The sequence below is a fragment of the Pseudomonas sp. P179 genome (assembly GCF_000478485.2).
GTDB classification, from domain to species: domain Bacteria; phylum Pseudomonadota; class Gammaproteobacteria; order Pseudomonadales; family Pseudomonadaceae; genus Pseudomonas; species Pseudomonas aeruginosa.
On the sequence record NZ_KI517355.1, the window covers coordinates 123,293 to 146,411 of the forward strand.

The following is a 23,119-nucleotide window of genomic DNA, read 5'->3' on the forward strand; positions in this document are numbered from 1 at the left end:
GGTGGGAAAAGGACGGCGGAATTCAGGCTTGCGCGCCGGATAGCGCCGGCGCGTAGCCGATCATCTGTCGCAGCAGCGGGTCGGTGAACTGCTGTTGCCAGTCGTCCAGCTTGCCCCGAAGGTCGGGGCCGCTGGCCGGAACGATGGGGGCCGCGCGCGGCTGGCGAGGCGTCGGCGGGCAGGCGCCGAGCAGCCCGACGCACAGTGCCAGGGTGGGGAGCGAGAGTTTCGCTAGGGGCATCAGGCTTGCTCCGTGGGGATCTGGGGCGAGTTGCCGGTGCGCGGCGCCTTGCGCAACCGGAACAGGCGCCCGACCACCAGGAAGAACAGCGGTACCAGGAACACCGCGAGTACCGTGGCGGTGACGATCCCGCCGAGCACCCCGGTGCCGATGGCGACCTGGGCGCCGGAACCGGCGCCGCTGGAGAGCGCCAGCGGGACCACGCCGAAACCGAACGCCAGCGAGGTCATGACGATCGGTCGCAGGCGCAGGCGCGCGGCCTCCAGGGTCGCCTGCAGCAGGCTCATGCCTTCCTGGTAATGGTCCTTGGCCACCTCGATGATGAGGATGGCGTTCTTCGCCGAGAGGCCGATGATGGTGATCAGGCCGACCTTGAAGTAGATGTCGTTGGGCAGACCGCGCAGGCTCACCCCGAGCAGTGCGCCGAGTACGCCCAGCGGCACCACCAGGATCACCGCCAGCGGGATCGACCAGCTTTCGTAGAGGGCGGCCAGGGCGAGGAACACGATCAACACCGAGAGGGCGAACAACGCCGGCGCCTGGGCGCCGGACAGGCGTTCTTCGAAGGACTGGCCGGACCACTCGTGGGCGATGCCCTCGGGCAGGCCCTGCATCAATTCCTCCATCGCCTGCATGGCTTCGCCGCTGCTGTAGCCCGGCGCGGCCTGGCCCTCGAGGTTGAACGAGGGATAGCCGTTGTAGCGGGTCAGTTGCGGCGGGCCGAGGGTCCAGGCGGCCTTGGCGAACGTCGCCAGCGGCACCATCTCGCCCTGCTCGTTGCGCACGTGAAGCCGGCCGATGTCGTCGATGCCCAGGCGCTTGGCGCCGTCGGCCTGGACCACCACCTTGCGCACCTGGCTGCCGTGCATGAAGTCGCCGATGTAGTCCGAGCCGAACATCACCGCCAGGGTGGTGTTGATCTCGTCCATGCTCACGCCGAGGGTCTCCGCCTTGCGCCGGTCGATGTCCAGGCGGATCTGCGGCGCCTCGCCCTGGCCGGCGAACATCACGTTGGCCAGACGCGGGTCCTCGGCGGCGCGCGCCAGCAACTGGTCGCGGGCCTTGACCAGGGCCTCGTAGCCAACCCCGCCACGGTCCTGCAGGCGGAAGTCGAAGCCGCTGGTGGAACCCAGGTCCGGCAGCGGCGGCGAGTTCATCGCATACACCGTACGGTTGGGCAGGCCGGCGAAGCGCTGGTTGATGCGCTCGACGATGGCGCCGACGTGCTGGCTGGCCTCCCGGCGTTCCGACCAGTCCTTCAGGGTGGCGAAGATCATCGCCGAGCTGGTGCCGTCGCCGTACAGGCTGAAGCCGCCGACCGCATAGGCGTAGGCCACCGGTTCGTGCTCCGCCAGGTAGCGCTCGACGTCGCCGACGTTGGCCATGGTCTCCGCCATCGGCGTGCCTTCGGGCTGCATCACCATGATCATGAAGTCGCCCTGGTCCTCTTCCGGCAGGAACGCCTGCGGCAGGCGCACGAAGAGCAGGGCGACCACGCCGATGACCAGGGCGTAGACCAGCATCCAGCGGATCGGCCGGGCGAGGATGCCGGCCACCGCGTTGCGGTAGCGTCCGGTCAGGCGCAGGAAGGCGCGGTTGAACCAGCCGAAGAAGCCGCGCTTCTCATGGTGGTCGGCGTCGATCGGGCGCAGCAGGGTGGCGCACAGGGCCGGGGTCAGCGACAGCGCGAGGAACGCCGAGAAGCCGATGGAGACCGCCAGGGTCACCGCGAACTGGCGGTAGATGTTGCCCACCGCGCCGCTGAAGAACGCCATCGGCACGAACACCGAGACCAGCACCACGGTGATGCCGACGATGGCCCCGCTGATCTGGCGCATCGCCTTGACCGTGGCGTCGTGCGGCGACAGGCCTTCCTCGGCCATCAGCCGCTCGACGTTCTCCACCACGATGATCGCGTCGTCCACCAGGATGCCGATCGCCAGGACCATGCCGAACATGGTCAGCACGTTGATCGAGAAGCCCAGGCCGAGCATCACCGTGAAGGTGCCCAGCAGGGCCACCGGCACCACCAGTGTCGGGATCAGGGTGGCGCGGAAGTTCTGCATGAACAGGTACATCACGGCGAACACCAGCAGCATCGCCTCGAGCAGGGTGCTGACCACCTTCCTGATCGAGATCTCGACGAACGCCGAGGTGTCATAGGGGATGTTGTAGCTCACGCCCTCCGGGAAGTAGCGCGACAGCTCGTCGAGGGTGGCGCGGATGCGCTTGGCGGTGGCCACCGCGTTGGAGCCGGGCGCCATCTTCACCGCCAGGCCGGTGGCGGTCATTTGGTTGACCCGCGAGACGAAGCCGTACTCGCTCTGGCCGAACTCGACGCGGGCCACGTCGCGCAGGCGGATCGCGCCGCCGTCGGCGCGGATGCGCAGCGGAATTTCGCCGAACTGCTCGGGCGTCACCAGGGTGTCGTCGACCTTCACCGTGGCGCTGATCGGCGCCGAGTCGGGGACCCCGAGGTTGCCGATGTCGCCCACGGTGAGGCGGGCGTTGTGCCGGCGCACGGCGTTGACCAGGTCGCTGGCGCTGAGGTTCATCGAGGTCAGCTTGGCCGGGTCGGGCCAGATGCGCATGGCGTACTCGGCGCCCCAGGTCTCGACCTTGCCCACGCCCTCCACCCGGCGCAGCGCCTGCAACACGTTGGACGAGGCGATCTCGCCCAGCTCCATGGCGTCGTAGCGGCCGCTGGAGGATGTAAGGGTAACGATCAGCTGGATGCTGTCCGCCGCCTTCTCCACGTAGATGCCGTCGCGCCGCACCGATTCGGGCAGGCGCGACTCGACGATCTTCAGGCGGTTCTGCACTTCCACCGCGGCGAGGTCGGCGTTCACGCCCTGGCGGAAGGTCAGGGTCAGCGAGGCCTGGCCGGTGCTGCTGGTGGCCTTGGTGTAGAGCAGGCCGGGCGCGCCGTTCATCTCGCGCTCGATGATCGCGGTCACCGCTTCCTCGACCACCTTGGCCGAGGCGCCGGGATAGCTGGCGCTGACGTTGACCACCGGCGGCGCGATGTCCGGGTACTGGGCGACCGGCAGGAAGCGGATCGCCAGGACCCCGGCGAGCACGATCAGCAGGGAGATCACCCAGGCGAAGACCGGCCGGTCAATGAAGAAACGAGCCATTCGTAGCGTTCTCCGTCACTGGCCCGCCGGCGAGGCGGCCAGCGGTGAGGGGGCGTCGGCGCTGGCCGGCTGGCGGACCACCGCCTGGACGCTGGAGCCGGCGGCATGCTGGGCGGCGTTCTCGACGATCACCCGCTCGCCGCCCTTGAGCCCGCGGCTGATGATCCAGTCGCGGCCCTGCAGGGTGTCGGCGCGGACCTCCACGTCTTCCACCACGCCCTGTGGGTTGACCACCTTGACCACGGCGGACTGGGCGGTACGGATCAGCGCGTCGCGCGGGACGGTGATCGCCTGCGGGTTCACCGCGCGCTGTAGGCGCACCTGCACGTAGCCGCCGGGCAGCAATTCGCGATGCGGATTGCGGAACAGGGCACGCATGGCGATGGTGTCGGTGCCGGGGTCGACCGCCAGGTCGGAGAACAGCAGCTCGCCGGCCAGCGGGTACTCGCTGCCGTCGGCCAGGACCAGGCGCACGGCGATGTCCTTGTCGGCGACACCCTTCACCTGGCCTTCGCGGATCGCCCGCTGCATGGCGGCGACTTCGCCGGCCGGCTGGGAGAAGTTCACGTAGATCGGATCGATCTGCTCGACGCGGGTCAGCGGTGTCGGCGAGTCCTCGCCGACCAGCGCGCCTTCGGTGACCAGCGCGCGCCGCGCGCGGCCGTCGATCGGCGCGGTGACCGTGGCGTAGCCCAGGCGCAGGCGGGCCTGCTCCAGTTCGGCCTTGGCCGAGGCGATCTGCGCCAGGGCCTGGCGCGCGTCGGTCTGCGCTTCGGTGTACTCGCGTTCGCTGATGGCGCGGTCCTTGATCAGGTCGGCGTAGCGCTTGAGCTTGTCGGCCGCCGCCGCGTGGCTGGCCTCGGCCCGGGCCAGGGCGCCGCGGCTGATGTCCAGGGCCGCCTTCAAGGGCGCAGGGTCGATCTGGAACAGCACGGTGCCGGCGCGGACGTCCTGGCCTTCCTCGTACAGGCGACGGGTGACGATGCCGGCGACGCGCGCCCGCACTTCAGCCTGGCGGTACGCTTCCAGGCGTCCGGGCAGCTCGCTGGTGATGCCGATAGGCGCCGGCCTGGCGACGATCACGCCGACCTCGGCGGGGGCCTCCGCAGTCTTCCCGGCGTCCGCTGCTTCTTCGCAGCCCAGCAGGAATAGGGCGACCAGGGCCGCCAGCAGCCCGCGCAGCGAGCCGGTCCATTGGATGTGCATGGTGTCCCTCGATTCGTGAACTCGCGAGCTTGCCCGGGAAAGGGCACCGCAACTCACGAGCGGCGCGACAGTAGCATATAATCAATCATGAGTGATTAATTAATTGGCGTTTCTGTAACATATCCTTATGATCTGCGGCGCCTTTCCCTTGTGAGGACGTTCAGTGGCCAGGAAAACCAAAGAGGAATCCCAGAAAACCCGCGACGGCATACTCGATGCCGCCGAACGGGTTTTCCTGGAAAAGGGCGTGGGCACTACTGCCATGGCCGACCTGGCGGACGCCGCCGGGGTTTCTCGCGGTGCGGTCTACGGCCACTACAAGAACAAGATCGAGGTCTGCCTGGCGATGTGCGACCGCGCCTTCGGCCAGATCGAGGTACCCGACGAAAACGCCAGGGTGCCGGCGCTGGATATCCTCCTGCGCGCCGGCATGGGCTTTCTCCGCCAGTGCTGCGAGCCCGGTTCGGTGCAGCGGGTGCTGGAGATCCTCTACCTCAAGTGCGAACGCAGCGACGAGAACGAGCCGCTGTTGCGCCGCCGCGAGTTGCTCGAGAAGCAGGGGCAACGCTTCGGCCTCTGGCAGATCCGCCGGGCGGTGGAGCGCGGCGAACTGCCGGCGCGGCTGGACGTCGAGCTGGCCAGCATCTATCTGCAATCGCTCTGGGACGGCATCTGCGGCACCCTGGCCTGGACCGAGCGCCTGCGCGACGATCCCTGGAACCGCGCCGAACGCATGTTCCGCGCCGGCCTCGACAGCCTGCGCAGTTCTCCCTACCTGTTGCTGGCGGACGCCTGAGGGCGTCAATCGTCCGCCATCAGGTGCCTGCGCTGGTCCTCGGCGCCGGCGACCACCAGCCGCTGGGCGTCTTCCTCGCTGATGTGCAGGCGCTTGCCGTCGATGTAGAGCACCGACAGGCGCGCCTCGGCGTCGGTACCGATGCGCAGGCTGTCGACCGGCGCGCGATGCCGGCTGCCCTCGATCTCCACGCTGCAGACGCCTTGTTCCGAATCGATTTCGATGGACATGGGAGCCTCCTGTTTTTTCCGCCTACCTTGGGTGGACCCCGGGCATCCGCGCGGGTTCTGTCACGGTAGCTTCACGCCAGCGTCACGCGCCTGCCACCGCGCTTGGCTGCAATCGTCCGCAGAGAGAGGGCGAGGCCAGCGGAGGACGACGCCATGCGGCTATGCGTGATTGGTGCGGGCTATGTGGGACTGGTGACGGCGGCCTGTTTCGCCGAGATGGGCAACCAGGTGCGTTGCGTGGAGCGTGACCGCGAGCGGGTCGCGCGGCTGAGACGCGGCGAGATGCCGATCTACGAACCGGGCCTGGAAAGCATCCTGCGCGATCAGCTGGACGCCGCCCGCCTGACCTTCACCGCCAGCCTGGCGGAAGGCCTGGCCGACGCCGAAGTGGTGTTCATCGCCGTCGGCACGCCGTGCGGCGAGGACGGCTCGGCCGACCTCAGCCACGTGATGGCGGTCGCCGAGCAACTTGGCGCGCAACTGCGCCAGGCCTGCATCGTGGTCAACAAGTCGACCGTGCCGGTGGGCACCGCCGAACGGGTCGAAGAGATCATCCGCCTGGGCCTGGCGCGCCGGCGCAAGCGCTTCCGGGTGGCGGTGGCGAGCAATCCGGAGTTCCTCAAGGAAGGTTCGGCGGTGGACGACTTCAGGCGCCCGGACCGGGTCATCATCGGCAGCGCCGAGACGCAGGCCGGGGAAACCCTGCGCCAGCTCTACGCGCCGTTCCTGCGCAATCACGAGCGGGTCCTGCTGATGGGGCGCCGCGAGGCCGAGTTCAGCAAGTACGCGGCCAATGCCTTCCTCGCCACCAAGATTTCCTTCATGAACGAGATGGCCGGGCTGTGCGCCCTCACCGGCGTCGACATCGAGGACGTGCGCCGCGGCATGGGTAGCGACAAGCGCATCGGTACCCATTTCATCTACGCCGGCTGCGGCTACGGCGGCTCGTGCTTTCCCAAGGACGTCCGCGCGCTGATCCGCAGCGCCGAGCAGCAGGGCTACGACAGCCAGATACTGCGCGCGGTGGAAGCGCGCAACGCGCGGCAGAAGGAGCTGCTCTTCGAGACCCTCGGCGAACTGTTCCAGGGACGCTGGCAAGGGCGCACGGTGGCGCTCTGGGGGCTGGCCTTCAAGCCGGGTACCGACGACCTGCGCGAGGCGCCGAGCCTGGTCCTGCTGGAGGCGCTGCTGCGCCACGGGGTGCGGGTCAGGGCCCATGACCCGGTGGCCAACGCCGGGGTCGCGGCACGCTATCCGGACGCGCTGGCGTGCGCCCAGTTGACGCTCCACGACTCGCCCTACGCGGCCGTCGAGGGCGCCGATGCCCTGGTGCTGGTGACCGAGTGGAAACAGTTCCGCCAGCCGGACTTCCAGAAAATCCGTGGATCCATGCGAACTCCCCTGTTGGTCGACGGTCGGAATCTCTACGCACCGGCGCGGATGGCGGAACTGGGCTTCATCTACCAGGGCATAGGACGTCCAAGGGCCGGGCATTGTAAGGCGAGCGCAGCCTGATTAGACTGCGCGCCATCCGCATACTTCGTCCATGTCGAAGGATTCTTATGATCAAGAAATGTCTTTTCCCGGCCGCCGGTTACGGCACTCGTTTCCTCCCGGCCACCAAGGCCATGCCCAAGGAAATGCTGCCGGTGGTGAACAAGCCGCTGATCCAGTACGCGGTGGAGGAGGCGCTGGAAGCCGGCCTTTCCGAGATCGGCATCGTCACCGGCCGCGGCAAGCGTTCGCTGGAAGACCACTTCGACATCAGCTACGAGCTGGAACACCAGATCCGCAACACCGACAAGGAAAAGTACCTGGTCGGCATCCGTCGGCTGATCGACGAGTGCACCTTCGCCTACACCCGCCAGGTGGAGATGAAGGGCCTCGGCCACGCCATCCTCACCGGTCGTCCGCTGATCGGCGACGAGCCGTTCGCCGTGGTCCTGGCCGACGACCTGTGCCTGAACCTCGAAGGCGACAGCGTGCTGAAGCAGATGGTCAAGCTGTACAACCAGTTCCGCTGCTCCATCGTGGCGATCCAGGAAGTGCCGCCGGAAGAGACCAACAAGTACGGCGTGATCGCCGGCGAGATGATCCGCGACGATATCTTCCGGGTGAACACCATGGTCGAGAAGCCGAAGCCGGAAGAGGCGCCGTCGAACCTGGCGATCATCGGCCGCTACATCCTGACCCCGGACATCTTCGACCTGATCGAGCAGACTGAACCGGGCAAGGGCGGCGAGATCCAGATCACCGATGCCCTGATGAAGCAGGCCCAGGACGGCTGCGTGCTGGCCTACAAGTTCAAGGGCAAGCGTTTCGACTGCGGCAGCGCCGAGGGTTACATCGAGGCGACCAACTTCTGCTACGAAAACCTCTACAAGACCGGCAAGGCTCACTGAGCCTCGCCGTTCTCGATGAAGAACGCCGCGTCCCCGATGGGGGCGCGGCGTTTTTCGTATGAGGCGAACGGCCATGGGGGGTATCCGCCCTACCTGAGCTGTCGGCGGGCGTGGCGTTGTTGGCGTCGGGCGAATAACCCCGCCAGCCTGGCCTGGGCCACGCGGCGCCTCCGCGCCCGGTCAGGGAATCGGCAGCGCCTCGGAACCCGGGCCCAGCGGCTGGCCGTAGCTGAACTCCACATAGTTGCCCGCGGGATCGCGCAGGCCGCAGTAGTAGCCGACCGGATAGGGCTCGTCGCGCGGCGCCCAGACCAGGCAGCCGGCGGCCTCGGCGCGGCGCGCCAGGTCGTCTACCGCGGCGCGGCTGGAGAGGGCGAAGCCGAAATGACTGTAATCGTCGCTGGCCAGGTTGCGCGGCTGGCCGCCGGGCATGATGACGAAGATGAAGCGTTGTTCCTGGCCGGGTTCGGCCATCCAGACGATTTGCGAGCCTTTGCCGGGGCGCCGGTGGATCACCCGCATGCCGCAGAAGGTTTCGTAGAAGGCGATGCAGGCGTCGAGGTCGGGGACGTGCAGCGCCAGGTGGGTGAGGGTGGGGGACATCGCGCTTACCTCCACGGACAAGCATAGCCCATCGCCTGCCAGGCCCTGCGCTGAGCCGTTTCGACAGGTTTCTGCGTCGATCCGGCGGGAGCCGACGCTGGTGAATGGGTTATGCTGGAGCGCATCTGATCCAGGAGTAGGAACATGTCTTTCGATTTCGATCTGTTCGTCATCGGCGCCGGCTCAGGGGGCGTACGCGCCGCCCGCTTCGCCGCCGGCTTCGGTGCCCGTGTCGCGGTGGCGGAGAGTCGCTACCTGGGTGGCACCTGCGTCAACGTCGGCTGCGTGCCGAAGAAGCTGCTGGTCTATGGCGCGCATTTCAGCGAGGACTTCGAGCAGGCCCGGGCCTATGGCTGGAGCGCCGGCGAGGCGCAGTTCGACTGGGCGACCCTGATCGGCAACAAGAACCGCGAGATCCAGCGGCTCAACGGGATCTACCGCAACCTGCTGGTGAACAGCGGGGTGACCTTGCTCGAAGGTCACGCCCGTCTGCTCGATGCGCACAGCGTCGAGGTGGACGGCCAGCGCTTCAGCGCCAAGCACATTCTCGTCGCCACCGGTGGCTGGCCGCAGGTGCCGGACATTCCCGGCAAGGAACACGCGATCACCTCCAACGAAGCGTTCTTCCTCGAGCGCCTGCCGCGCCGCGTGCTGGTGGTCGGCGGCGGCTACATCGCCGTCGAGTTCGCCTCGATCTTCAACGGGCTCGGCGCCGAGACCACCTTGCTCTACCGTCGCGACCTGTTCCTGCGCGGCTTCGACCGCAGCGTCCGCGAGCATCTGCGCGACGAATTGGGCAAGAAGGGCCTGGACCTGCAGTTCAACAGCGACATCGCCCGTATCGACAAACAGGCCGATGGCAGCCTGGCCGCGACCCTCAAGGACGGCCGGGTGCTGGAGGCGGACTGCGTGTTCTACGCCACCGGGCGGCGGCCGATGCTGGACGACCTGGGCCTGGAAAACACAGCTGTGAAGCTGACCGACAAGGGCTTCATCGCGGTCGACGAGCACTACCAGACCAGCGAGCCGTCGATCCTCGCCCTCGGCGACGTGATCGGTCGCGTCCAGTTGACCCCCGTGGCGCTGGCCGAGGGCATGGCGGTGGCGCGGCGATTGTTCAAGCCGGAGGAGTATCGCCCGGTGGACTACAAGTTGATTCCCACCGCGGTGTTCAGCCTGCCCAACATCGGCACCGTCGGCCTGACCGAGGAGGAGGCGCTGAGCGCCGGGCACAAGGTGAAGATCTTCGAGAGCCGCTTCCGGCCGATGAAGCTGACCCTTACCGACGACCAGGAAAAGACCCTGATGAAGCTGGTCGTGGATGCCCACGACGACAGGGTGCTGGGTTGCCACATGGTCGGCGCCGAGGCCGGCGAGATCCTCCAGGGTATTGCGGTGGCGATGAAGGCCGGGGCGACCAAGCAGGCGTTCGACGAGACCATCGGCATCCACCCGACCGCGGCGGAAGAGTTCGTCACCCTGCGCACGCCGACGCGCTGAGCCGCGTCTGAACGAAGAAGCCGGCCCCTGGGCCGGCTTCTTTCATTTTCGCGCTCAGCGCGAGGGGGCCTCGGCCAGCGCCGCCGCTGTGTCATCGCGGCGCCTGGCGTAGCGTTGCGCGAGTACCGCGCAGACCATCAGCTGGATCTGGTGGAACAGCATCAGCGGCAACACCATCGGTCCCACCGCACTGGTGGCGAACAGCACCTTGGCCATGGGCACGCCGGTGGCCAGGCTCTTCTTCGAACCGCAGAAGACGATGGTGATCTCGTCTTCCTTGCTGAAGCCCAGGCGTCGCGCCAGCACCGTGGTCAGCACCAGGGCCAGGGCGAGGATCACGCAGCAGGCGACGGTCAGGCCGAGCAGCGCCAGCCAGGGTACTTCGTGCCACAGGCCCTGGATCACCGCGGCGCTGAAGGCGGTGTAGACCACCAGCAGGATCGAGCCCTGGTCGACATAGCGCAGCACCGGCTTGTTGCGCTCCACCCAGGTGCCGATCCAGCGCCGCAGGACCTGGCCAGCGATGAAGGGTACCAGCAGTTGCAGGGTGATCTTGCCGATGGCGTCCAGCGCGTTGCCGGTCTCGCCTTCGGCGCCGAGCAGCAGCTTGACCAGCAGCGGGGTAAGGAATACGCCGAGCAGGCTCGACACGGAAGCGCTGCATACCGCTGCCGGCACGTTGCCGCGCGCCAGCGAGGTGAAGGCGATGGAGGATTGCACCGTGGCCGGCAGGGCGCAGAGGAACAGGATGCCGAGGTACAGCTCCGGGGTGACCATCGGCGACAGTGCCGGTTTCAGCGCCAGGCCGAGCAGCGGGAACATCACGAAGGTGCAGGCGAACACCAGCAGGTGCAGGCGCCAGTGGGTCATGCCGGCGATGATCGCCTGGCGCGACAGCTTGGCGCCGTGGAGGAAGAACAGCAGGCCGATGCCGATGTTGGTCACCCATTCGAAGACCACGGCGGTCTGGCCGCTGCAGGGCAGGAAAGTGGCGAGAAGGACGGTGGCGATCAGCGCCAGGGTGAAGTTATCCGGAAGGAAACGCGGTCGGGACATGGGCACGCTCTGCAGGATCGGGGGAACACATGGCAGTCTTCTGGCTGCCTGGCGAACCTGCACTGTAGCCATGGGCTGGGCGACCGGCTAACGCCAGAAGGCCAGCCGATGACGCCGAATGGACAGGGCGGCCGCCGCGCCGCCCCGAGGGGCTCAGACGACGCTGGCCAGCAGCGGCTCGCTGACGCTGGGACGGACCTTGCCGGCATGGGGAGAGAACTCCAGGCGGACGGCGAGCACGGTGACCAGCGAGCGCAGCTTCTCCGCGATCACGCTGGCGCGGTGCTGGCTGAGGCCGGGGAAGGTCAGCAGCAGGCGGATCTTGTGGTCCTCGCGGTCGGCGCGAACCCGCTCCGGGGTGAAGGATTGCACGGCGAACAGGTTGAGCACCCGGCACAGCAGGTCCGGGTCGGCCATGCCCTCGATATGGAAGATCGACAGGGTCTCGGTATCTGCGCAGGAGGTTTCCCAGACGTTCGGGCGGATCACCTGGCGTTCTTCGCCGTCAGGGTGTTTGGCCAGGAAAAGGGGGGCGAGGGTTGACATGTGACGCTCCAGGCAGTGTTTCGACGAGAGAAATTCTCCCAGAGGCGTGCCGGATTTTTTCTCCTGTTTTTGCGTGATTTTGCGCTATATGTGCATACTTGATTCCTATATTTTTCTTTGTAGGGAATATTTATGTCCATTCCATTGGATATCTACGATCAGCGTATTCTTGCGTTGCTGCAGGAGGAATCCTCGCTTTCCACCGCCGAGATCGCCGAGCGCATCGGACTTTCCCAGTCGCCCTGCTGGCGGCGCATCCAGCGCCTGAAGGAGGAGGGGGTGATCCGCAAGCAGGTGACCCTGCTCGACCGCAAGAAGATCGGCCTGAATACCCAGGTATTCGCCCAGATCAAGCTCAACGCCCATGGGCGCAAGAACCTCACCGATTTCGCCGAGGCGATGCACCAGTTTCCCGAGGTGCTGGAGTGCCACGTACTGATGGGCGCGGTGGACTTCATGCTGCGTATCGTCACCCGCGATATCGAATCCTACGAACGCTTTTTCTTCGAGAAACTGTCGGCGGTGCCGGGCATCCAGGAAGTGAACTCCATCGTCGCCTTGTCGGAAATCAAATCCACCACTACCTTGCCCCTGCTCGCTCCCTGAGCCTTCCCGGAGAACGCCTGCCCATGACCATCAGCAAGACCAAGTCCAGCTTCTACCGCCGCCTCTACGTCGCCTACCTGATCGACAGCGGCACCGCCAGCGTGCCGGAGATCATGGCCGCCACCGGCATGCCCCGGCGTACCGCACAGGACACCATCGCCGCGCTGGAGGAACTGGACATCGTCTGCGAGTTCGAGCAGCGGGAGGGTGCGCGCAACCACCAGGGCGGCTATGTCATCCGCGACTGGGGGGCGGTACGGCGGGAGTGGGTGGTCGAGCAGCATCGGCGAATCGCGGCGGCGCTGGAGTATCCGGCGGAATGAGCCACGCGCTGGCGGCCACAGGCATATAAAAGAAGGAGGGGCTCAAACTGCCTCCCCTCCCGAGCATGCGTTCTTCAGATGCCGCGCTGTTCCAGGGTGGCCTGGCGCGCGCGCTGGGCCAGCTCCTCGGCGGGCTGGACGCTGCTGCCGGCGGTAGGCGGCGGTGCCGGCATATGCGGCTTGAGGTAGGCCGCCAGGCTGACGCCGCAGTAGACCAGCAGGGCCATGGCGATCAGCGCCTTGTATGGGTCGATGTCGGATCGGCGCTTGCAGACCATACAGATATGCCCTTCGCTGGCTGGGCGTTCGCCACAGTTGCGACAGCGGATCATGCCTTCCTCCCGCCGGATTTTCCTGCCTGCCAGAACGCCAGCGAGGCTTCCTCGCGGGCCTGCTCGGCGCTCAGGCCGATATCCTTCAGTTCCGCCGCTTCCAGGTCCAGCAGCGCGCGCCGGGTCAGCTGGCGTTGCCGGGCCAGGCGATAGCCGCGACGCAGGGCCTGCGCCAGGTTGTCCATCGCGGCGAGTGGGAAGGGGCCATCGAGGCGTTGGCGGCGCTCGGATTTCGCACTGAGTCGCGTCATGCTGCGTACTCCATATTGATCGGCTGGACGACGGAGATAGAATGGCCATCGCGCGCTGTTCCGTACAGGTCCAGAAAAGGTGGGTTGACTGCATACAGATCAAGCGCTCCCCGGCCTGAATGGTGGATTTCGCCACCATCTGTACCGGTCCCGCTTTCGCTCACCCTGGAGTCCCGCTCATGACCCTTTATCTGCAACTCGCCGAGACCCTCGGTTCGCGCATCGAACAGGGCCTCTACCGTCCGGGCGACCGGCTGCCCTCGGTGCGGGCCATGAGCATCGAGCACGGCGTCAGCCTGAGCACCGTGCAACAGGCATACAGGCTGCTGGAAGATCGCGGGCTGGCCGAGCCGCGGCCGAAGTCCGGCTATTTCGTACCGGTCGCGCGACAGATGCCGCCGCTGCCGGCGATCGCCCGCCTGGCCCAGCGGCCGGTGGAAATCTCGCAATGGGAGCAGGTGCTGGCCCTGGTCAGCACGGTACCGCGGCCGGACGTGGTCCAGCTCGGCCGCGGCATGCCGGACATCTCCAGCCCTTCGCTGAAACCGCTGACCCGCAGCCTGGCCCGGCTCAACCGCCACGCCGACGCCCGTGCGCTGGCCTACGACGGGATCCACGGCTCGCCGTTGCTGCGCGAGGAAGTCGCCCGCCTGTTGGTGGACTCCGGCTGTCGGGCCACCGCCAGCGACGTGGTGATCACCACCGGCTGCCACGAGGCCCTGTCGGTGAGCATCCGCGCGGTGTGCGAACCGGGCGACATCGTCGCGGTGGAGTCGCCGAGCTTCCATGGCGCCATGCAATCGCTGAAAGGCCTCGGCATGAAGGCCCTGGAGATCCCCACCGATCCGGTCAACGGCATCAGCCTGGAAGCCCTCGAACTGGCGCTGGAACAGTGGCCGATCAAGGCCATCCAGGTGACCCCGAACTGCAACAACCCGCTCGGCTACATCATGCCCGAGTCGCGCAAGCGGGCGCTGCTGGCCCTGGCCCAGCGCTACGACGTGGCGATCATCGAGGACGATGTCTATGGCGACCTGGCCTACACCTATCCGCGCCCGCGCACCATCAAGTCGTACGACGACGATGGCCGGGTGCTGCTCTGCGGGTCGTTCTCCAAGGTCCTGGCGCCGGGCCTGCGGATCGGCTGGATGGTACCCGGGCGCTACGCCGACCGCGTGCTGCACATGAAGTACATCAGTACCGGCGCCAGCGCCCTGCAGCCGCAACTGGCGATCGCCGAATTCATCGGCAACGGCCACTACGAGCCGCACTTGCGGCGCATGCGCGCCCAGTACCAGCGCGGACGCGACCTGATGATCGACTGGGTGGCGCGCTATTTCCCGGAGGGCACCCGCGCCAGCCGGCCCCAGGGCGGTTTCCTGCTCTGGGTCGAACTGGACGAGGCGTTCGACACCCTGCGCCTGGACAAGGCCTTGCGCAACCGCGGCGTACAAGTCGCGGTGGGCTGCATCTTTTCCGCTTCCGGCAAGTATCGGAACTGCCTGCGGATGAACTACGCGGCGTTGCCGACCCCGGCCATCGAGCAGGCGGTCAGGCGAGTAGGGGAGAGCGCTTGCGAGCTGCTGGAGCCTTGCGAGGCCTGAGCGACAGTCGTGCTTTCGACGCAGTCGACGATTGCGCAAATAGCAAATGCTAATCATTCGCATTGTTTGCTAGAGTTGTCTGACGCATGCATCCGCCGGCTCCACTGGGCGCCGGTCACCAGGAGACCATCGTCATGTCGCAACCCGCCTATCGTCTGTTCAATGTCGAACTCAAGCGCCGTGAGCAACTCAGCCCGGCGCTGACCCGCTTCGTCTTCGGCGGTCCGGAGGTCGCCGAGATGAAGACCCTTGCCGCCGACCAGCGGATCAAGATCTTCTTCCCCGATGCCAGCGGCCAGCCGCCCAGCCTGCCCGGCGGCAGCGAGTGGTACCAGGCCTATCGCAGCGTCGAGCCGGCCCGCCGGCCGCCGATGCGTACCTACACCATCCGTGCGCTGCGCGCCGAGCAGGAAGAGGTCGACGTGGAGTTCGTCCTCCACGGCGAGAACGGCCCGGCCTCGGCCTGGGCGACCCACGCGCGGATCGGCGACCGCCTGCAACTGGCCGCGCCCAACCGGCAATACGGCGATGACCCCGGCGGCTACGAATGGAAACCGCCGGCTGGCGTCCGCCATATCCTGCTGATCGCCGACGAAACCGCCTTGCCCGCGGTGGCGGGAATTCTCGAGGAGCTGGCCGGCGAAACCGAGCCGCCGGTGGTCGAGGCCTTTCTCGAAGTGCCGGGAGAAGCCGACATCCTCGACCTGCCGGCGATTCCCGCTGCGCGCCTGCACTGGCTGCCGCGCCACCAGGCCGGTATCCATTCGCGCAACGGCGAGCGGATGATCGAGGCGGCGCGCCAGGCGCGGCTGCCGGAACGCGAGGTGGCGGGTGGTGCGGCCCAGGAACTGGAGGACATCGATATCGACGAGGAGATCCTCTGGGAACTGGCGAGCCCCGAGAGCGGCAGTTTCTACGCCTGGGTCGCCGGCGAGTCGGCGGCGGTGATGGCGATCCGGCGCTACCTGGTGCAGGAGCGCGGTATCGACAAGCGTCATCTGACCCTGATGGGCTATTGGCGCCTGGGCAAGGTGTTCGACTGATGGGCCGCTTCGTCGGGAAACAGGCGGACGGCTACGAGACGCGGATCGGCCGCCTGTTGCCGGGCTACGAGTTGCTGCACCTGCTCAGTCGCGCGCAGTTGCTGGCCCGTCTGCCGGAACGGGCGCGCCTGCTCAGCGTCGGCTGCGGCGCCGGCGGCGAACTGGCGGAGCTGGCCGGGTTGCGTCCAGGCTGGCGTTTCGTCGCGGCGGACCTGTCGGCCGACATGCTCGCCCTGGCCCGCCAGCGCTGCGCCAGGCTCGGCCTGCTGGAGCGGATCGAGCTGCACTGCGGCGACGTCGCCGGGCTACCGCCTGCGCCGCCTTGCGATGCGGCGCTGGTCCTGCTGGTGCTGCATTTCCTGCGCGGCGACCAGGCCAAGCGGCGCTTTCTCGAGGCGGTCGCCGAGCGTCTGGCGCCAGCGGCGCCGTTGCTGCTGGCCAACCTGATGGAAGCCCGGGACGCCTTCGAACGTCCGGTGCAGGCCGAGGCCTGCCGCTTGGCCGGGCTTTCCCCGGAGGACAGCGACGGCATGCTGCAACGCTTGCGCGAGGATTTCGATCCGTTGTCCGAGCAGCGCCTCGGCGAACTGCTGGAAGACACCGGCTTCGTCCTGCCCAGCCGCTATTTCCAGGCCGTGGGCTACCAGGCCTGGATCGCCTTCCGCGCCGGCTGAGGATGCCTCAGGCGAGGCGCGCCTGCGGCGTTATCTGGCGTGGGTCGGTCAGCAGCTCCAGCAGCGCCGGGCGTCCGCTTTCGCGGGCGCGGCGGAATGCGGCGGGGAAGTCGGCGCTGCATTCCACTCGTTCGGCGTGGGCGCCGAAGGCTCGCGCCAGGGCGACGAAGTCGGGGTTGTCCAGGCGGGTGGCGGATACCCGCCCGGGATATTCGCGCTCCTGATGCATGCGGATGGTGCCGAGCATGCCGTTGTTGACCACGATCACCACCGGCGTCGCGCCGAACTGCGCGGCGGTCGCCAGCTCCTGCGGATACATCATGAAACAGCCGTCGCCGGCGAAGCACACCACGCTGCGCTGCGGATCGCGCAGGCTGGCGGCGATCGCGGCGGGCAGGCCGTAGCCCATGGCGCCGTTGGTCGGCGCCAACTGCGTGCGGGCCTGGCGATAGCGGTAGAAGCGATGCACCCAGACGGCATAGTTGCCGGCACCGTTGGCGATCACCGCGTCGTCCGGCAGGTTTTCGCTGAGGTACGCGACCACGGACGCCAGGTCGACGCCCTGGACGGCGGGGTCGCTCGCGGCCGGGGTCGAGTAGGCCAGGTAATCGGCATGGGCGGCTTCGCGCCACTCCTGCCAGGTGCTCGAGGGCAACGGCGCGAGGTCGGCCAGGGCCTCGGCGAAGGCACACGGGGTGGCCTGGATCGGCAATCGCGCCAGGTAGACGCGGTTCAGTTCCGCGCTGTCCGGATGCACGTGGATCAGCGTCTGCGCGGGGGCCGGACTACGCACCAGGCTGTAGCCGGCGCTCGGCGTTTCGCCCAGGCGCGCCCCGACCACCAGCAGCAGGTCGGCCTGGCGCAGCCGCTCCAATAGCGCCGGCGCCGCGCCGAAGCCCAGTTGTCCGGCGTAGTGCGGGTCACGGTTGTCGAACAGGTCCTGGCGACGGAACGAGGTGGCCACCGGCAGGCCATTGGCCTCGACGAAGGCGCCTAGCCGTTTCCTGGCGGCACTGTCCCAGCCGCTGCCGCCAAGTACCAGCAGGGGGCGCCTGGCGTTCGCCAGCAGTTCGCGCAGTTCCGCCATCGCCGTGGCGCCCGGCCGCCCCGGAAGCACCCTTGGCTCCGGCGCATCGGCGACCTGCGCGAAACCGAAGAGGATTTCCTCGGGCAGGGCGACCACGACCGGGCCCGGTCGGCCCGAGGTGGCGACGCTGAAGGCGCGGCCGACGATCTCCGGGATGCGTTCGATACGGTCGATTTCCACGGCCCACTTGGCCAGGCCCGAGAACATCTGCACGTAGTCGACTTCCTGGAACGCCTCGCGGCCCTTGAAGGCGCTTTCCACCTGGCCGACGAACAGGATCATCGGCGTCGAGTCCTGCTGCGCCGTGTGCACGCCATTCGCCGCATGGGTGGCACCGGGGCCGCGGGTGACGAAGCAGATGCCTGGTCGGCCGGTCAGCTTGCCGTAGGCATCGGCCATGTTCGAGGCGGCACCCTCGTGGCGGGTGACGATGGTGCGGATGCCGTTGGCGTCGTGCAGCGCATCGAGCACCGGCAGGTAGCTTTCCCCGGGGATGCAGTAGACGGTATCGACGGCATTGCGCCGCAATGCCTCTACCAGGATCTGCCCGCCGTTGCGCTGGGGAAGGGAGTCGGACATGAGGGCCTCGCTGCGCACGTTGTGGTTGCCCCGATATTCGGCCCAAAGCGCGCCAGCGCCAAGCGACCTTTCTTCGCGAGTTCATTCCCGTGGCGCATGAACCTGGCATTCCTCTGTTGCGAAGGCATACAGGAAGTTCGGCAGCCAGGCGAGGCGTCGGGAGCTTTCGTCTACCGCACTCGTCGCTGCGGACTTCTATATGGATTCCTCCCGACCATCCACGTGGCTGCTATGGAGTCCACTCAGACCAACCACTTGAACAGGAAGAAGAACGCCATGCCCAGCAGCATGCTCGCCAGGGTATTGCGGGTATAGAGCACCAGCGCCACGGTGACTGCGCCGCTGACCAGGTAGGGATTGTCGTAGCCGAGGTCGATGCGGCCCTCGGGCATGAACACGATGGGGCCGCAGATCGCCGTGAGCATTCCCGGCACGGCGAAACCGAGGAACTGCCGCAGGTTGCTGCCGAGGCGGATCGGCAGGCGCGGTTCGAGGAACAGGTAGCGGTTGAGGAAGACGATCGCGCCCATCCCGAAGATCACTGCCCAGACCATGGCGCCTCCCGATACAGCTTGTTGCAGATGAAACCGGCGGCCATCCCGGCGAGACCGGCGAGGACCAGCGCCGAACTCCATTGCCAGTGGCTGAACAGCACCGAGCAGAACAGCGAGGTGGCCACGCAGACCAGCGTCGGTACGTTGCGCACCAGCGGCGCGACCAGCGCGATGAAGGTGGCGGCGATGGAGAAATCCAGGCCCAGGTGTTCGAGACCGGGAATGCTGCGGCCAAGCAGGATGCCGGCGAGGGTGAACAGGTTCCAGGCGATATAGAAGGTCAGGCCGACGCCGAGGGCGTACCAGCGGTTGAAGTTGCGCCGGTCGTGCTGGCTGGCGAGGGCGAAGAACTCGTCGGTGAGCAGGAAGCCCAGGCCGATCCGCCAGCGTCCCGGCAGAGGCGACAGGACCGGCCGCAAGCTCATGCCGTAGAGCAGGTGCTGCGAGGTCAGGAGGAGGGTGGTGAAGATGATCGAAAAGAACCCGGCACCGCCCTTGAGCATGCCGATCGCCACCAACTGGGCGGCGCCGGCGAAGACGATGGCGGACAGGCCCTGGCCCTCGGCCGGGGTGAGGTTGGCTTCGATGGCCATCGATCCCGCCAGCAGCCCCCAGGGCGCGACGGCCAGGGACAATGGGAGGATGGCGACGGCGCCGCGGAGAAAGGCTTGGCGGGGCAGGTCGTGGGCAGTCATGGGGGCATGGCGGTGGTGAACGTCGGTCCAGCATGCCAGCAGGCGCATCGGGCTGGCTTGAACGATCTTGCTCTTCGTATCCGTTATCCACGCAGGCGAAAGCGGCCGGTGTCCTTCCTTATATAAGGAGGACGGGCAGGGCAGGCGGCGGACGAGCGAGGGCCGCTCGAGGGCGCTGCGAAGAATCGAGGGAGAAAAGAACCGGAGCGGAGCTAACGCGGATGCTGACCGATCTTGTGGCCGCGGAACTTGGCGCCGAGGGACGGCTGGTAGGACATGGAACACCCGGTTTATTGCTGTTGTAGGGTTGGCACAGCTTAGCCTTGTTCAATTTTTCGTACAACGGAGCCTGTAAAATATCTGCTGCACCAGGTTGAACACCTTGCCTGGCCTGGCTTTGGCCGCTTTCTTGATGCTCTGGAAGGCCCTGTCTACGGCCATTTCGCCGTCCGCGAGGGCGACGAGAGGGCTATTGACAACAAATTGGCTTTCCGATTGACTCTGGCTCCAGCCCCCGCATGATTGAAATTTTTAACAAAAAAGGTGTTGCATCATGTCGGTACCCCTGCGTGCCGTTCAGCTCACTGAGCCGAGCCTGTTCCTTCAGGAACATCCCGAGGTCCAGTTCGTCGACCTTCTGATTTCAGACATGAATGGCGTGGTTCGCGGCAAGCGAATCGAACGCAACAGTCTGCCCAAAGTCTTCGAAAAAGGTATCAACCTTCCCGCTTCCCTGTTCGCCCTCGATATCACCGGCTCCACCGTAGAGAGTACCGGCCTGGGTCTCGACATCGGCGACGCCGACCGGATCTGCTACCCGATCCCCGGCACCCTCTCCATGGAACCCTGGCAGAAGCGCCCGACCGCGCAACTGCTGATGACCATGCATGAGCTGGAAGGTGATCCCTTCTTCGCCGACCCCCGCGAAGTCCTGCGCCAGGTGGTGGCCAGGTTCACCGAGATGGAACTGACCATCGTCGCCGCCTTCGAGCTGGAGTTCTACCTGATCGACCAGGAGAACGTGAACGGCCGGCCGCAGCCGCCGCGCTCGCCGATCTCCGGCAAGCGTCCGCAGTCGGTGCAGGTGTACTCCATCGACGACCTCGACGAATACGTCGAGTGCCTCCAGGACATCATCGACGGCGCCCGCGCCCAGGGCATCCCGGCCGACGCCATCGTCGCCGAATCCGCACCGGCGCAGTTCGAGGTCAACCTGCATCACGTCGCCGACCCGATGAAGGCCTGCGACTATGCGGTGCTGCTCAAGCGCCTGATCAAGAACATCGCCTACGACCATGAGATGGACACCACCTTCATGGCCAAGCCCTATCCGGGCCAGGCCGGGAACGGACTGCACGTACACATCTCGCTGCTCGACAAGCACGGCAACAACATCTTCACCAGCGAAGATCCCGAGCAGAACGCCGCATTGCGCCATGCGATCGGCGGCGTGCTCGAGACCCTGCCGGCCTCTATGGCCTTCCTCTGCCCGAACGTCAACTCCTACCGCCGCTTCGGTTCGCAGTTCTACGTGCCGAACGCGCCGAGCTGGGGCCTGGACAACCGCACCGTGGCCCTGCGCGTGCCCACCGGCAGCCCGGACGCGGTACGCCTGGAACATCGCGTCGCCGGCGCCGACGCCAACCCCTACCTGCTGCTGGCCTCGGTGCTTGCCGGGGTGCACCACGGGCTGACCAACAAGGTCGAGCCGGGCGCGCCGATCGAAGGCAACTCCTACGAGCAGTTGGAGCCGAGCCTGCCGAACAACCTGCGCGACGCCCTGCGCGAACTGGACGACAGCGAGATCCTGGCGAAGTACATCGATCCGAAGTACATCGACATCTTCGTCGCCTGCAAGGAAAGCGAGCTGGAGGAGTTCGAGTACTCGATCTCCGACCTCGAGTACAACTGGTACCTGCACACCGTGTGAGCATGGGCGGGCGGCTCCGGTCCGGCGCCGCCCGCCCGTTCTTCCGTCGAGGTTCCCACCCTTGCTGAAGGTAGACGGCGGCAAGCCTGCGGTTTCCGCCCGTCCGCCTTCCTTTGCTGTGCATTAGAAAAAGAAGAAATCGAGGCAAGCATACCCATGTCGAATCCTCCCCCCACCGCAGAACGAACCCAGCTTCGCAAGTCCCTCAAGCTGTGGCAGATCGTCATGATCGGGTTGGCCTACCTGACCCCGATGACCGTCTTCGACACCTTCGGCATCGTATCCGGGATTTCCCAGGGACACGTGCCCACCGCCTACCTGCTGGCCCTCGCCGGCGTGCTGTTCACCGCGATCAGCTACGGCAAGCTGGTCCGCCAGTTCCCCACCGCAGGCTCGGCCTATACCTACGCGCAACGAGCGATCAATCCCCATGTCGGCTTCATGGTCGGCTGGTCGTCGCTGCTGGACTACCTGTTCCTGCCGATGATCAACGCACTGCTGGCGAAGATCTACCTGACCGCATTGTTCCCCGAGGTCGCCCCGTGGATCTGGGTGGTGATGTTCGTGCTGATCATGACCCTCATCAACATCAAGAGCGTGAACCTGGTCGCCAATTTCAACACCGTCTTCGTGCTGGTCCAGCTGGCGATCATCGTGGTCTTCATCGGCCTGGTGATTCACGGCCTGAACAACGGGGAGGGGACCGCCACGGTGCTCAGTACCCAGCCGTTCTTCTCCGAGCACGCGCATCTCTCGGCGATGGTGGCGGGGGCGACGATCCTCTGCTTTTCCTTCCTCGGTTTCGACGCGGTGACTACGCTGTCCGAGGAAACCCGCGACGCCGGCAGGGTGATCCCGCGGGCGATCTTCCTCACCGCGCTGTACGGCGGGGTGATCTTCATCACCGTGTCGTATTTCCTGCAGTCCTATTTCCCGACCAACGTACGCTTCAAGGAACCCGACGCGGCGCTACCGGAAATCGCCCTGTACGTCGGCGGCAAGCTGTTCCAGTCGGTCTTCCTCTGCGCCACCTTCATCAATACCCTGGCGTCGGGCCTGGCCTCTCAGGCCAGCGTGTCGCGCCTGCTGTACGTGATGGGGCGGGACAACGTGCTGCCGGAGCGGATCTTCGGCTTCGTCCATCCGAAATGGCGTACGCCGTCGATCAACGTGCTCATCGTGGGCATGGTGGCGCTCTCGGCGATCTCCTTCGACCTGGTGACGGCGACCGCGCTGATCAATTTCGGCGCCCTGGTGGCCTTCACCTTCGTCAATCTCTCGGTGATCGTGCATTTCTATGTGCGCGGCGGGCGCAACCGCAGCCTCAAGGAGCATTTCCACTACCTGGTCCTGCCATTGCTCGGCGCGGCCATCGTCGCGGTGCTCTGGCTCAACCTGGAAAGCACCTCGCTGGTGATGGGGCTGATCTGGGCCGGACTGGGCTTCGGCTACCTGTTCTACCTGACTCGCAGCTTCAGCCGTCCGCCGCCGCGCTTCCAGGAGAGCGAGCTGAGCCCGACCCAGTGAGGCGAGCGGTGAATGGATTCAGCGGAAATGTGAAGGAAAAAGATTGGTAATCTTCACGAAATTTTCACGGTGACGGGTCAATCATGGACCCATGGCTAACGGACTAGCCCCCCATCTGAAGCCCGCCTCATGGCGGGCTTTGGCTATCTGCAGACAGCGAATTTCGCGTTTTCCCTCCTTTTCACAGGGATTTCCGG

General features: G+C 66.4%; 23 protein-coding genes. 11 read left to right on the forward strand and 12 right to left on the reverse strand.

The features are described 5' to 3' along the window. Window positions 1-22: 22 nt before the first annotated feature. From HMPREF1224_RS40895 to mexX, 3 genes are read right to left on the reverse strand one after another with little or no spacing between them, the layout of a single operon-like run. Window positions 23-241 carry a hypothetical protein gene (locus HMPREF1224_RS40895; RefSeq protein ID WP_003113507.1) on the reverse strand — a complete coding sequence of 73 codons (219 nt, stop codon included), beginning with the start codon at window positions 239-241 and terminating at the stop codon, window positions 23-25. After that, window positions 241-3,378 carry a multidrug efflux RND transporter permease subunit MexY gene (gene mexY, locus HMPREF1224_RS40900; protein ID WP_003144329.1) on the reverse strand — a complete coding sequence of 1,046 codons (3,138 nt, stop codon included), beginning with the start codon at window positions 3,376-3,378 and terminating at the stop codon, window positions 241-243. The genes HMPREF1224_RS40895 and mexY overlap by 1 nt, the downstream gene beginning before the upstream one ends. Before the next feature lie 15 nt (window positions 3,379-3,393). After that, on the reverse strand, window positions 3,394-4,584 hold the full coding sequence (gene mexX / locus HMPREF1224_RS40905) for a multidrug efflux RND transporter periplasmic adaptor subunit MexX (RefSeq protein WP_003118551.1): 1,191 nt from the start codon (window positions 4,582-4,584) through the stop codon (window positions 3,394-3,396). A gap of 163 nt (window positions 4,585-4,747) precedes the next feature. On the opposite strand from mexX, the gene amrR reads away from it, so the two are divergent. Next, the gene (amrR, locus tag HMPREF1224_RS40910; RefSeq protein WP_010794103.1) at window positions 4,748-5,380 is read left to right on the forward strand and encodes an efflux pump transcriptional repressor MexZ; all 633 of its coding nucleotides are present in this window, start codon (window positions 4,748-4,750) and stop codon (window positions 5,378-5,380) included. A gap of 5 nt (window positions 5,381-5,385) precedes the next feature. Here amrR and HMPREF1224_RS40915 read toward each other — a convergent pair whose 3' ends face one another. Continuing rightward, window positions 5,386-5,610 carry a DUF3203 family protein gene (locus HMPREF1224_RS40915; protein WP_003100372.1) on the reverse strand — a complete coding sequence of 75 codons (225 nt, stop codon included), beginning with the start codon at window positions 5,608-5,610 and terminating at the stop codon, window positions 5,386-5,388. A gap of 153 nt (window positions 5,611-5,763) precedes the next feature. On the opposite strand from HMPREF1224_RS40915, the gene HMPREF1224_RS40920 reads away from it, so the two are divergent. Together HMPREF1224_RS40920 and galU are read left to right on the forward strand one after the other, a co-directional pair. Next, a complete protein-coding gene (locus HMPREF1224_RS40920) occupies window positions 5,764-7,125 on the forward strand; it encodes a UDP-glucose 6-dehydrogenase (protein WP_010794104.1) in 1,362 nt (453 codons plus the stop codon). 47 nt (window positions 7,126-7,172) lie between these two features. Then, complete coding sequence (galU, locus tag HMPREF1224_RS40925) at window positions 7,173-8,012, forward strand: UTP--glucose-1-phosphate uridylyltransferase GalU (RefSeq protein ID WP_003088639.1); 840 nt, start codon at window positions 7,173-7,175, stop codon at window positions 8,010-8,012. Between the two features lie 180 nt (window positions 8,013-8,192). On the opposite strand, the gene HMPREF1224_RS40930 is transcribed toward galU, so the two are convergent. Further along, complete coding sequence (locus HMPREF1224_RS40930) at window positions 8,193-8,615, reverse strand: VOC family protein (RefSeq protein ID WP_003100368.1); 423 nt, start codon at window positions 8,613-8,615, stop codon at window positions 8,193-8,195. A gap of 144 nt (window positions 8,616-8,759) precedes the next feature. Between HMPREF1224_RS40930 and gorA the strand changes: the two genes are divergently transcribed. Further along, window positions 8,760-10,115, forward strand: coding sequence for a glutathione-disulfide reductase (gorA, locus tag HMPREF1224_RS40935; protein ID WP_003100366.1), 1,356 nt, complete (start codon window positions 8,760-8,762; stop codon window positions 10,113-10,115). 54 nt (window positions 10,116-10,169) lie between these two features. Here gorA and HMPREF1224_RS40940 read toward each other — a convergent pair whose 3' ends face one another. Continuing rightward, window positions 10,170-11,171: a bile acid:sodium symporter family protein gene (locus HMPREF1224_RS40940; protein ID WP_010794105.1), complete on the reverse strand. Its 1,002-nt coding sequence runs from the start codon at window positions 11,169-11,171 to the stop codon at window positions 10,170-10,172. Window positions 11,172-11,324: 153 nt separating this feature from the next. Continuing rightward, window positions 11,325-11,717 carry a hypothetical protein gene (locus HMPREF1224_RS40945; protein WP_003088646.1) on the reverse strand — a complete coding sequence of 131 codons (393 nt, stop codon included), beginning with the start codon at window positions 11,715-11,717 and terminating at the stop codon, window positions 11,325-11,327. A gap of 132 nt (window positions 11,718-11,849) precedes the next feature. On the opposite strand from HMPREF1224_RS40945, the gene HMPREF1224_RS40950 reads away from it, so the two are divergent. Together HMPREF1224_RS40950 and HMPREF1224_RS40955 are read left to right on the forward strand one after the other, a co-directional pair. Further along, window positions 11,850-12,323 carry an Lrp/AsnC family transcriptional regulator gene (locus tag HMPREF1224_RS40950; RefSeq protein ID WP_003100361.1) on the forward strand — a complete coding sequence of 158 codons (474 nt, stop codon included), beginning with the start codon at window positions 11,850-11,852 and terminating at the stop codon, window positions 12,321-12,323. Between the two features lie 23 nt (window positions 12,324-12,346). Further along, window positions 12,347-12,646, forward strand: coding sequence for a winged helix-turn-helix domain-containing protein (locus HMPREF1224_RS40955; protein ID WP_003118549.1), 300 nt, complete (start codon window positions 12,347-12,349; stop codon window positions 12,644-12,646). A gap of 74 nt (window positions 12,647-12,720) precedes the next feature. Here the strand turns inward: HMPREF1224_RS40955 and HMPREF1224_RS40960 are convergent, their stop codons facing one another. Further along, entirely contained in the window at window positions 12,721-12,978 is a 258-nt protein-coding gene (locus HMPREF1224_RS40960; protein WP_003100357.1) for a hypothetical protein, read from the reverse strand. Beyond that, window positions 12,975-13,229, reverse strand: coding sequence for a DUF1127 domain-containing protein (locus HMPREF1224_RS40965; RefSeq protein ID WP_003100355.1), 255 nt, complete (start codon window positions 13,227-13,229; stop codon window positions 12,975-12,977). Before HMPREF1224_RS40965 ends, HMPREF1224_RS40960 begins: the two co-directional genes overlap by 4 nt. A 179-nt stretch (window positions 13,230-13,408) precedes the next feature. Here HMPREF1224_RS40965 and HMPREF1224_RS40970 point away from each other — a divergent pair, with 179 nt between their 5' ends. The 3 genes from HMPREF1224_RS40970 to HMPREF1224_RS40980 all read left to right on the forward strand — a co-directional run bounded on the left by HMPREF1224_RS40970 (window position 13,409) and on the right by HMPREF1224_RS40980 (window position 16,550). After that, window positions 13,409-14,833 (forward strand): aminotransferase-like domain-containing protein, encoded by a 1,425-nt coding sequence (locus tag HMPREF1224_RS40970; RefSeq protein WP_003100354.1) that lies wholly within the window; start codon window positions 13,409-13,411, stop codon window positions 14,831-14,833. Between the two features lie 134 nt (window positions 14,834-14,967). Then, window positions 14,968-15,876, forward strand: coding sequence for a siderophore-interacting protein (locus HMPREF1224_RS40975; RefSeq protein WP_003100352.1), 909 nt, complete (start codon window positions 14,968-14,970; stop codon window positions 15,874-15,876). Then, on the forward strand, window positions 15,876-16,550 hold the full coding sequence (locus tag HMPREF1224_RS40980; protein ID WP_003100350.1) for a class I SAM-dependent methyltransferase: 675 nt from the start codon (window positions 15,876-15,878) through the stop codon (window positions 16,548-16,550). The genes HMPREF1224_RS40975 and HMPREF1224_RS40980 overlap by 1 nt, the downstream gene beginning before the upstream one ends. 7 nt (window positions 16,551-16,557) lie before the next feature. Here HMPREF1224_RS40980 and HMPREF1224_RS40985 read toward each other — a convergent pair whose 3' ends face one another. The 3 genes from HMPREF1224_RS40985 to HMPREF1224_RS40995 all read right to left on the reverse strand — a co-directional run bounded on the left by HMPREF1224_RS40985 (window position 16,558) and on the right by HMPREF1224_RS40995 (window position 19,465). Next, window positions 16,558-18,216 (reverse strand): thiamine pyrophosphate-binding protein, encoded by a 1,659-nt coding sequence (locus HMPREF1224_RS40985; protein WP_010794106.1) that lies wholly within the window; start codon window positions 18,214-18,216, stop codon window positions 16,558-16,560. Between the two features lie 242 nt (window positions 18,217-18,458). Next, window positions 18,459-18,770, reverse strand: a complete 312-nt coding sequence (locus HMPREF1224_RS40990) for an AzlD domain-containing protein (protein ID WP_003121706.1) — start codon at window positions 18,768-18,770, stop codon at window positions 18,459-18,461. Then, window positions 18,755-19,465, reverse strand: coding sequence for an AzlC family ABC transporter permease (locus HMPREF1224_RS40995; protein ID WP_003162262.1), 711 nt, complete (start codon window positions 19,463-19,465; stop codon window positions 18,755-18,757). Before HMPREF1224_RS40995 ends, HMPREF1224_RS40990 begins: the two co-directional genes overlap by 16 nt. A 553-nt stretch (window positions 19,466-20,018) precedes the next feature. On the opposite strand from HMPREF1224_RS40995, the gene HMPREF1224_RS41000 reads away from it, so the two are divergent. Together HMPREF1224_RS41000 and HMPREF1224_RS41005 are read left to right on the forward strand one after the other, a co-directional pair. Continuing rightward, window positions 20,019-21,395, forward strand: coding sequence for a glutamine synthetase family protein (locus HMPREF1224_RS41000; RefSeq protein WP_003118546.1), 1,377 nt, complete (start codon window positions 20,019-20,021; stop codon window positions 21,393-21,395). A gap of 156 nt (window positions 21,396-21,551) precedes the next feature. After that, a complete protein-coding gene (locus HMPREF1224_RS41005; RefSeq protein ID WP_010794107.1) occupies window positions 21,552-22,922 on the forward strand; it encodes an APC family permease in 1,371 nt (456 codons plus the stop codon). The last annotated feature ends 197 nt before the right edge of the window (window positions 22,923-23,119 follow it).